The organism is Streptomyces sp. NPDC039430 (assembly GCF_055639435.1).
Genome location: NZ_JBVKAK010000024.1, coordinates 103683 through 111717, shown reverse-complemented (window position 1 = coordinate 111717; position 8035 = coordinate 103683). Strand labels below are relative to the sequence as shown.

At 70.5% G+C, this 8035-nt stretch carries 6 protein-coding genes; 4 read left to right on the top strand and 2 right to left on the bottom strand.

Annotation, left to right across the window (positions count from 1 at the left end; genetic code table 11):
• From ACZ7LS_RS34795 to ACZ7LS_RS34780, 4 genes are all read left to right on the top strand, one after another.
• Positions 1-221 (top strand): HAMP domain-containing protein (locus tag ACZ7LS_RS34795; protein WP_385137383.1); only part of this gene is annotated, 221 nt, incomplete at its 5' end.
• A gap of 6 nt (positions 222-227) precedes the next feature.
• On the top strand, positions 228-1949 hold the full coding sequence (gene pgsB / locus ACZ7LS_RS34790; protein WP_385137382.1) for a poly-gamma-glutamate synthase PgsB: 1722 nt from the start codon (positions 228-230) through the stop codon (positions 1947-1949).
• Entirely contained in the window at positions 1946-2428 is a 483-nt protein-coding gene (locus ACZ7LS_RS34785) for a poly-gamma-glutamate biosynthesis protein PgsC/CapC (protein ID WP_129768578.1), read from the top strand. Before pgsB ends, ACZ7LS_RS34785 begins: the two co-directional genes overlap by 4 nt.
• Positions 2429-2456: 28 nt before the next feature.
• Positions 2457-3539, top strand: coding sequence for a C40 family peptidase (locus ACZ7LS_RS34780; RefSeq protein WP_382529472.1), 1083 nt, complete (start codon positions 2457-2459; stop codon positions 3537-3539).
• 91 nt (positions 3540-3630) lie between these two features.
• Here the strand turns inward: ACZ7LS_RS34780 and ACZ7LS_RS34775 are convergent, their stop codons facing one another.
• Together ACZ7LS_RS34775 and ACZ7LS_RS34770 are read right to left on the bottom strand one after the other, a co-directional pair.
• Positions 3631-5484 carry an MFS transporter gene (locus tag ACZ7LS_RS34775; RefSeq protein ID WP_382971372.1) on the bottom strand — a complete coding sequence of 618 codons (1854 nt, stop codon included), beginning with the start codon at positions 5482-5484 and terminating at the stop codon, positions 3631-3633.
• A gap of 240 nt (positions 5485-5724) precedes the next feature.
• Positions 5725-8010: a D-alanyl-D-alanine carboxypeptidase family protein gene (locus ACZ7LS_RS34770; protein ID WP_385137379.1), complete on the bottom strand. Its 2286-nt coding sequence runs from the start codon at positions 8008-8010 to the stop codon at positions 5725-5727.
• Positions 8011-8035 lie beyond the last annotated feature (25 nt).

Here is an 8035-nt window from a genome sequence, read left to right as displayed (position 1 = left end):
CCGCCTGCCTGGGCTGGCTGCACATCGTGGTCGTACGCCCGCTGCGCGAACTGGCCAAGCAGGCCGAGACGCTCGCCGACGGCGACCGCCGCACCGTCCTCTACCCGCGCCACCACGACGAGGTCGGGGCCATCGCACGCTCCCTGGAACTGCTGCGCCAGCAGCTTCAGGAGCAGCGCAGGCGCGAAGGCGCGCCGCCGGCCCTCGCCGAAAGGATCTGACCGACCGTGCTCTTCCTCTATTTCGTGCTGCTCGTGTGCAGCGCGATCCTGTTGGTCGCCGGACTCGTCGAACAGCGACGGCACTTCACCAACCTGAACCGCATCCCCACCCGGGTGCTGGTCAACGGCATCCGCGGCAAGTCCTCCATCACCCGGCTGTGCGCGGGCGCGCTGCGCGGTGGCGATCTGGTGACGGTCGCCAAGACCACCGGTACGGCGGCCCGGTTCATCCACCCGGACGCGACCGAGGAGCCCGTCTACCGCAAGTTCGGCATCGCCAACGTGGTGGAGCAGATCGGAATCGTGCGCCGGGCCGCCGCGTACAACCCGGACACCCTGGTGATCGAGTGCATGGCCGTCATGCCGGCGCTCCAGGAGATCAACCAGTCGAAGCTGATCCGGTCCACGATCGGCGTGCTGTGCAACGTACGTGAGGACCACCTCGCCGAGATGGGCCCGACGCTCGACGACGTGGCGCGCTCGCTCTCCCGCTCCATGCCGGAGGACGGCATCTGTGTCACCGCGGAGAAGGACCGGTTCGCGATCCTCCAGGAGGAGGCCGACGCCCGGAACTGCCGGCTGATCTACGCGGACCCCGAGACGGTCTCCGACGAGGAGCTGCGCGGCTTCAGCTGGTTCACGTTCAAGGAGAACGTGGCCATCGCGCTGAAGGTCGCCGAACTGCTGGGCGTGGAGCGCGAGACCGCGCTCCAGGGGATGTACGACGCGCCGCCGGACCCGGGTGTCCTCTCCGTGGAGCGCTACCTCACGCCGGACGCCAAGCGGCTGCGGTTCGCGAACGTCTTCGCGGCGAACGACCCCGAGTCGACGCTGATGAACATCAACCAGCTGCTCGACCTGGGCGCGATCAACCGTCCGCTCCACGTGGTCATCAACTGCCGTCCCGATCGCGTCGAGCGCAACGGCCAGATGGGCGAGATCATCCCCGAGCTCCAGCCGGAGAAGGTCTTCGTCATCGGCCACCCGGCCAAGAGCGCCATCGACGCGATCCCGGCCGAATGGCGCTCGCGCGCGGTCGACCTGGGCGGCGACAAGCGCGACCCCGAGGAGTTCATGCGCGAGCTGCTCGGCATGCTCGGGCCCGACTCCTCACTGGTCGCGATCGGCAACATCCACGGCCAGGGCGAGCTGCTGCTCGAACACCTCGCGGAGCTGCCGCCGGACGAGACACCGGACCCGGAGGACGGGCCCACCGACCCGCCCGCTCCCGTACGGACGGCGGAGCCCCAGATCCCGGCACAGGCGCAGGGGCGGGCACAGGGCCAGGGTCAGGGCCAGGCGTCGGACACCGTCGCCATTCCGGTCGTCTCCGCCGACGCCGCCCCCGGGACCACCCCGCAGCAGCCCCAGCAGCAGCACCCGCGTCACGACGAGACGGTGGCGCTGGCCCGCTACGCGCCGCGCCTCGACCCGTTCCAGCCCTACCCGGAGGCGTACGAGCAGCGCTACCAGCAGCGTCCCGCCGCCGGACCACCGCGCCAGCGCGGCCTGTTCGAACCGGTCCAGATGCCGGAGCAGGCACAGGCCCAGCAGCAGGACCCGTACGGCTCCGGCGATCCCGCGCGGCACGACTCCGCGCACCCCGCGCCCCACCAGCAGCCCCACCAGCAGCCGCACCACCCCGAGCAGCCGCAGCACCCGCAGCTCCCGCCCTCCCCGAACCCCTCGCACTCCGTGGCGCCGCAGAACCCAGGAGAACCCCGTTGATCCCCGCAGTCCTCACCCCCGAGATCGCCGCGATCGGCATCGGTCTGGGCCTGATGTTCTCCCTGATCTGCTATCTCACGACCAATCTCTCCCCCGGCGGCATGATCACGCCGGGCTGGCTGGCGCTGACCCTCGTCGAGGACCTCCAGCGCGCCGCCATGGTCGTCGGCGTGACCGTCCTGACGTACGTGACCACGCTGCTCGTCCAGCGCTTCGTGATCCTCTACGGAAAGCGCCTGTTCTCCGCGGTCGTCATGATCGGTGTGCTCCTCCAGGGCACCGTGATGATCGTGCTCTCGCTCGAATTCCCTCTCCTGTACGCGAACCAGACGCTCGGCTTCATCGTCCCGGGTCTGATCGCCTACCAGCTCGTACGCCAGCCCAAGGGCGCGACCATCCTCGCCACCGGCACGGTCACGCTCACGGCCTATGTAGTCCTCACCGCCGGCATCCTGCTCGGCGCCCTGCCGTCAGCCTGACCAGCCCACCCACGGGAGCCGAATCGTCATGAGTGCCAAGTCCAAGAAGCGGGGCCGCCCGGTCCTGCATGCCGCGACGGTCCTCGCGCTGCTGGCAGGCAGCGCCTATCTCACCGTCGAACTCCGCAAGGACGAGCAGGCCAAGGCGCCCGCAGTCCAGGCCATCACCGACATCCCGGCGCTGACGTCCGGGAACGGGAGCACGGCAGGCGAGCAGACCTGGGAGCGGCTGAAGAACCCGGAACGCTCGGTGCTGCGCAGCGGGGACGGCGACATCCTCGCCACCTTCACCGACGACGCGCGTACGGCGACCCTCACCGGCCCCAGCCGTACCTTCGACGAGCCGACGAACACCAAGTCCCGGGTGGTCACCGAGAACTGGGTACGGCTGATGCCGGAGACGTGGAAGAAGGGCGCCGAGAAGGAGAAGTGGTTCAAGGACTGGTTCAAGGAGTACTACGGCAGCGAGGAGGACGACCTCTTCGCGTTCGCCTTCCAGTACGTCGAGGGCGCGCCCATCAAGAAGGACGACGAGGGCGTCCCGTACGCGGGCGACGCCGCCTTCGGGCCGGTCAACCCGGAGGGCAGCGAGGGCAACGACTACCGCCTCGAACAGTCCGACTTCTACGACTACCTCGGCATCCCGTACACCTTCCGTGACGGCACCACCAAGCAGCCGCAGTCCGCGCGGTACCGCGCGATCGACTGCTCGGGCTTCATCCGGACCGTGTTCGGCTACCGGGGCCGCTATCCGCTGATGGTCTCCGACGTCGCCGGCGACGGACTGCCGCGCACCGCCAACGGCATGGCGCGCTCCGACGCGGGCGTCGACGTCATCAAGCTGTCGGGGCCCGAGCCGCGCTACGAACGGCCGAAGTCCATCAGCGTGCTCCAACCCGGCGACCTGGTCTTCTTCAAGCTCGACGCGCGGACCAAGAACCGTCTCGACCACGTCGGGATGTACATGGGCAATGACACGGACGGGCACCAGATCTTCGTGTCCAGCCGCGAAGAGGTCAACGGCCCGACGATCGGCGACAAGGGCGGTACGTCACGCCTGGACGGCAACGGGTACTACGCGGCGACGCTGCGCAGCGCCAAGCGCCTCTGAGGACGGGCGCGGGGTCCGTCCGGCCGTGAGGCCTTGACGGGACGGACGGACCCCCGGCAGGTCGTACGCGGGCTCCAGGCCGTAGCCGGGCTCAGCGCAGCTCCTCCGGGCAGGTGGTTCCGCGCGGCAGCTGGTACGGCGCGGCCAGCCGGTAGACGCCGGGGCGCGGCGCCAGCAGTTCCGTCCACTCGTCGCCCTCCACGTTCGTCTCGGCCTTCAGCAGGCATCCGTTGGGGTTCGTGTAGACCTTGGGCCCGTCCTTGTCCGCCTTGGACGCCGGGGTCTCCTCCGGGGGCGGCACGCTCGTGCCCTCCGCGTCGACGAGGCCGAGCCACGGCGAGTACGGGATCCGGATCAGCACCCGGCCCGCCGACTTCACATGGATCGTCAGCTCGCCCGCGCCCGCCCGGTCCACCGTGGCCGGCGGATCGGCCAGCGGCATCGGGTCCTTGACGGCGAAGAGCTGCCAGTTGGAGTCGCCCCAGACGTGCTTCAGATAGGGCAGCCCCTTCTGGACGAGTTCGGCCTCAAGGCCCGCGCCGGAGTCGGGCTTGCCCTTGGGCAGCACCACGTAGTGCACGGCCCAGCGGTCCAGCCAGCCGCGGTAGCTCTCGGCGGTCAGGGTGTCGTCGTAGAAGAGCGGGTTGCGCTCCATGTCCGCCTGGCGGTTCCAGCCGCGGGCGAGATTGACGTACGGGGCGAGCGCGGAGGCCTCGCGGTGGCTCCTGGCGGGGACGACCTCGACCCGGCCCTTCTCGGCGCCGGTCCGCTGCAACTGATTGACCAGCGGCGCCAGTTCACGCGTCCAGGACGCGGTGGGCGCCGTACGCACCATGTCGTCGACGCCCTTGAACCCTATCCAGACGTTGAGCCCGGCGAAGGCGACCACCAGCGCGTACCAGCGGCGTGACCGGGGGGCCGTGTACGGCAGGGCCGCGAGCAGCACCACGCCCGCGATGACCATCGCGAACCGGGACACGTTGGACCCGATCTGCGAATCGATCACATACGTCAGCAGCACCCCGACGCCGTAGACCGCCGCGGCGGCCCGGACCGTACGCCACGCCCTGGGCACGAGTACGAACACGAGCACCGCGAAGAGGAAGGGCAGCGAGGCCGTCCCCACCGACATCGGCTGCGTACCGGAGAACGGGAACAGCCAGGAGGAGAGCGCCACCACGGCGGCCGGCGCAAGACCGAGCGCATACGCCCCGGGGCGCCGCTTGTTGAGGAACAGCGCCGCCGCGACGACTCCGAGGAACAGCCCGGCCACCGGGCTCGCCGCGGTCGCGAGACCGGCGAGCGGGGCGGCGGCGATCGCCTTGGCCCAGCGCCTGGTCCGCCAGCGGTGGGGCCAGCAGAACACCGCCGCGACCGCGCCGAGCGCGAACATCACGCCGAGGCCGAAGGTCACCCGCCCCGACAGGGCGTTGCAGAGGAACGCGAAGACCCCGGCGAGCGAGCAGGCCACCGGGTTACGGACGGCCCGCACCCGCACGAGGATCAGTGAGGTGAGGGCGGCGGAGACGGTCCCGGCGATCATCATCGTCGTACGGACGCCGAGGACGGACATCAGATAGGGCGAGACCACGCTGTACGAGACCGGGTGCATCCCGCCGTACCAGGCGAGGTTGTACGCGGAGTCCGGGTGCCGGCCGACGAACTCGGCCCAGGCGTCCTGCGCGGCGATGTCGCCGCCGCTGTTGGCGAAGAAGAGGAACCACACCACGTGCGTGACGGCGGCGACGGCTGTGGTGGAAAGAACGGGATGCCGGGCCACCCACCGCCGGGGAGCCGCCCACCGCGGGGGGCCTTCGGGCGGCTCACCGCCGCCGCGCTGCGCGGGCAGTCGTATTCGCGGCCCGGCGGTGTCCCGCCGGTCGGCAGAGGTGACGCCGCCGGGCGGGGTGGCGCCGTCGGCGTGCGTCGGCTCAGTGGTGGTCACTGCGGCTCTCCACGTCTTTCCGTCTCACCGTTGTCCCACCCGGTGTGCCGACCCCCGACATTCTGCGAGACGCCGTCCCCGCGTCCGGCGGTTGCCCGGACGGCCGACCGAGCGGGTGCCTCATGCAGATAGTCCGTTTCGGGACGCTAACACGTGACGGCGGCCGGGGAGGACGCCATTTCCGGCGCCTTCCCCGGCCGCCATGCCCCACGAGGGGCCTTGAGGCGTGTGGCCGGCGGGTCAGCCGATGCGGGTGAGCTTCGCGCCGAAGCCCGGTTCCGCCAGGTCACCCTGGAGCGCCACGGGCGCGGAGACCTTGCCCGCGCCGGTGCCGACGGTGACCTCCCCGACGACCGTGCCGGAGGCGGCCGAGTGCGGCACCGTCTCCTTGCCCTCGCCGAGGTGGAGCTTCACCTGGAGCCCCGCCCAGCCGACGGCCTTCAGGTCCTTGGTGGAGACCACCGGGGTCCGGCCGCCGAGGCCGTCGTCCACGTACCCGACGACATCGCCCTTCTTGACGACCGTGGCGGAGGTGACGCCGTCCTGGGCGGCCTTGATCAGCTTGAGGCTGTTCTGGATCGACAGCTCCAGCTTGTCCCAGAGCTTGACGCCCTGCTGGGCGCCCATGACCGTGCCGATGATCCGGCGGTTCTGGCCGTCGACGATCGTGTTGGCGGACCACAGCAGATTGCCGCCGGCCGGGGTGGACGAGCCGGTCTTGATCCCGCTCACGCCGGGTTCGAGCAGGATCGAGTTGTTGTTGATGATCAGGTTGTCGATGCCCGGGATCTTGACCTGGGGCAGATTCACGATCTCGCGGAAGACATCGTTCTGCATGACCGCCTTGCCCAGCTTCATCTGGTCGGCGGCGGTGGACACGGTGGAGGACTCAAGACCGCTCGGGTCCGTGTACGTCGTGTTCGTCATGCCGAGGTCCTCGGCGGCGGCGTTCATCTTCTCGACGAACGCCGGCTCGGACTTCGCGTCCCAACGGGCCAGCAGCCGGGCCGCGTTGTTGCCCGACGGGATCATCAGCAGCTGGAGCATCTGCTTCTGGGTGTACTGCTGCCCTTCCTTTATGGGCGCGGTCGACTCGTCGGGGCGGTTGGCCTCTTCGCCCGCCTTCTTGTCGACCTCGATCTTCGGGCCCACCTGCTCGCCCGTGATCGGGTGGTCCCTGAGGATCACGTACGCGGTCATCACCTTCGCCACGCTCGCGATCGGAGCGGGCTTCTGCTGCCCGTACATGCCGATCATGCCGACGCCCTCGACCTCGACGCCGCCCTGCCCCTCATCGGGCCACGGCATGTCGAGCTTGCCGCCCTCGAAGGTGAACGTGGGGTCGGCGGAGAGCGCCAGCGTGGGCGCCGGGAGCGGCCGTACGGCCTGCACGACCGCCAGGACGACCAGGAGGAGCAGGGCGAACGGCGTGTAGATCTTGACCCGCCGGACGGCTGTGCGGACCGGAGTCTCGGGCGGGGCCGGCTTGTTGGTCAGCTCGGCCAGCAGATCGAGCGGCGGCATCGGCGGCATCGGCTGCTGCCGGGTCCGCTCGGCCGCCTCGGGAAGCACGGTGGGCGCGGTCGAGGACGGCGACGGGTACGACGCCCGGGGCGGAGCAGCGGCGGCGGGCGGCGTGTCGTCCCGGCGCAGCGGTACGAACGTACTGGTCCGCTCGGCGGCCGACTCGGCCTTCCCGGCGGGCTTCCCGGCGGCCTCGGCCTTCTCCGCGGCCCTTTCCCCCGCCTTCGACTTCTCCTCGCGCTTCCCGGGCACCTTGAGCGTGGTGGTGGGCTGATCGACGGCGGGCCGGGGCAGCGCCCTGAAGACGGCCGTGGGCTGGTCGACGGGCTCCGCGTCGGCGGCGGGGGTGTCGTCGGTGCCTGAGCCGGTGCCGGCGTCCTTGGAGCCGGTCCCCTGGGCCTTCTTGGCGCCGTCCTTGGAGTGGGGCTTGGAGTCGGGCTTGGCGTCCGCCTTGACGTCGTCCTCGGCGGTGGTGGCCCAGGAGGGGACCTTGCCCCCCTTGGGATCCTTGTCGGATTCACCGGATTCACCGGATTTGCTGGATTCGTCAGCCTTGTCGGTCTTGTCGGCCTTCGCCGCGGTAGTGCCGGCATCCGGTTCGGCGTCCGCGTCCGCGTCCGTATCGGCGTCCATATCGGTGGACACGGACTTCTCCGGGTCGCCGCCCTTCGGGGCGCTGGCGCCGTCGCCCTCCCCCTCGTCCTCGCTCTCCGCCTTCGCGGGCTCGGCCTTCCGCGGCCCGGAGGGGGGAGTTATGCGTCCACCGTCCGATTCCCGCGCGCCCTCGGCCGCCTCGGGCTCCGTGGACTCCTCTGTGCGATTTGCGATCGCGACCTTCGTCGACACCGCCGAGCCGGAGTCATCGCGCTCCGCCCGCCCCGCCGTGTCCGCCGCCACTGTCGCCGGTTCGCGGAAGACCGCGAGCCGCGGGTCCCGCTCTCCCGGAGCCGTCTCCCCCGATGACTTCCGCTGATCCGACTTGCCGGGGGACTCGCCCGCCACCGTGTCTCCTTCATGTCTCATCCGA